Here is a 1,653-nt window from a genome sequence, read left to right on the forward strand (position 1 = left end):
GACCCAATGCCGGGAAGTTTGGCTGCTGGAGTCGTTGTCAAGCTGTGTCGGCGAAGTCGAGGTAACAGGGCGGGAAGTTCAGGTCCAGCGCCGTGTCCGGTCGGTGGCTGTGGTGATGGTAAAGGTGATCTCGGCGTTGGTGATCGGGCTGTCTTTCCTGGTGGGGTTGTAGGCATAGTTGGAAATGGGGCGTTTGACCCGGCGCGGCTGGATCCGGGTTCTGCGGTGGGGCGGGACCAGGTCGCGGGGATGCAGGATGGCGCCGAAGATCACGGCGGTCCGTTTGCTGCGGCGTGCTGTGGTCCCTATCGCCGCGATCACTGTGTGGCGGGCGGTCCGGATGACCACGGTGAAGGAGATGCGGGCCGGATCGATCCCAGCATGCGAGGCGGCGTTGGCGGCGATGCGTCGGGCGGCCTGGTAGACGACCAACAGTCCGAACAGCTCCTGGCGGACCCCGTCGACGCTGCCCGAGCGCAGGACCCGGTTGGGTCCGCGCAGGCTGACCTTGAGGCCGAAGTAGGCCGTTTCTGCCTCCCATCTGCGGTGATACAGCTCGGCGAGTTCAGCGGCGGGGTAACGCTGGTGATCAAGCAGGGTGGTGATCAGTCTCAGGCTGGTGGTTGTGGATCTGCCGTCGGTGGCGCGGACGCTCACCTCGGCCTCGATCACGCGGATTGTGACACCATCGACCTGGGGCGGTGGTGTGCGCCGGTGACGGCTCCAGCGTCGCAGCCGGTCGCGCTCGTTGGTGCCGGTGGACATCGACAGGTAGGTGCCGTCGGGCAGCCGGTCCAGCACCGGCGGCTGCAGATCGGCGCTGATCCGCCACAACAGCTGCGCCCCGGTGGCCGCGGCGGCTCTGGTCAGTGTGTGGCCTTTGCTGCCCCGGTCGGCCAACAGCAGCATCCCGGGTGCCAGTGCCCGGCACAGCAGCCCGCACTGGGCTTCCTCGCTCTGGGTAAACGGGCCGATCACCGCGTCGATCAACGCCCTGGTCCCGCACTCCACCAGCGCGGACAGCCGCATCAGCGGGAACCCGCCGGTCCCGTTGGCTCCCGAGTGCCGGCCGCAGTATGCGCGGTTGGCCGCGCTGTCGGCGACGTGGACGCTGGTGCCGTCCCAGGCCACCGTCCGCAGTCCCCGCCACCACGACCCGGCCGTGCCTCGGGACGCGACCGTCCCCTTGAGCTGGTCGAACAAGGTGGCCAGCGGCGCCGATCCGACCCTGCGGCGGGCGTGGCGCAACGCCGCCGCCGACGGGTCGACATCCGGTACGCCCGGGGCGGCCACCAGCGTCGCCCACACGCCCCGATATCCGCACTCGCCGAACAGCGCCATAGCCAGCACGAAATAGACCACCACCCGCGAGGGCAGCTTGCGGACTCGCGATTGCACCCGCCCGGTGGCGGCCAGCGCCGCGTCCACCAACGACGGCGTGATGATCTGCGTCAACTCACCCAAATGCCCAGCAGCGAAGGCAATTCCGCCACCACGAGCGCATACGGGCGTGACAGACTGAACCAACGGGGCTCCTCGTAGCAACGGTGTCTTGGTCGACGTCCGTCCTACGCGGAGCCCCGCCCTGTTACCTCGACTTCGCCGACACAGCTTGACAACGACTCCAGCAGCCAAACTTCCCGGCATTGGGTC

General features: G+C 68.2%; 1 protein-coding gene. It reads right to left on the reverse strand.

What is annotated here, in order from left to right:
- Positions 1–78 precede the first annotated feature (78 nt).
- Positions 79–1,464, reverse strand: coding sequence for an IS4 family transposase (locus tag ACFXIV_RS47845; RefSeq protein WP_379405946.1), 1,386 nt, complete (start codon positions 1,462–1,464; stop codon positions 79–81).
- Positions 1,465–1,653 lie beyond the last annotated feature (189 nt).

The organism is Nocardia sp. NPDC059236 (genome assembly GCF_042754085.1).
Taxonomy (GTDB): Bacteria; Actinomycetota; Actinomycetes; order Mycobacteriales; family Mycobacteriaceae; genus Nocardia.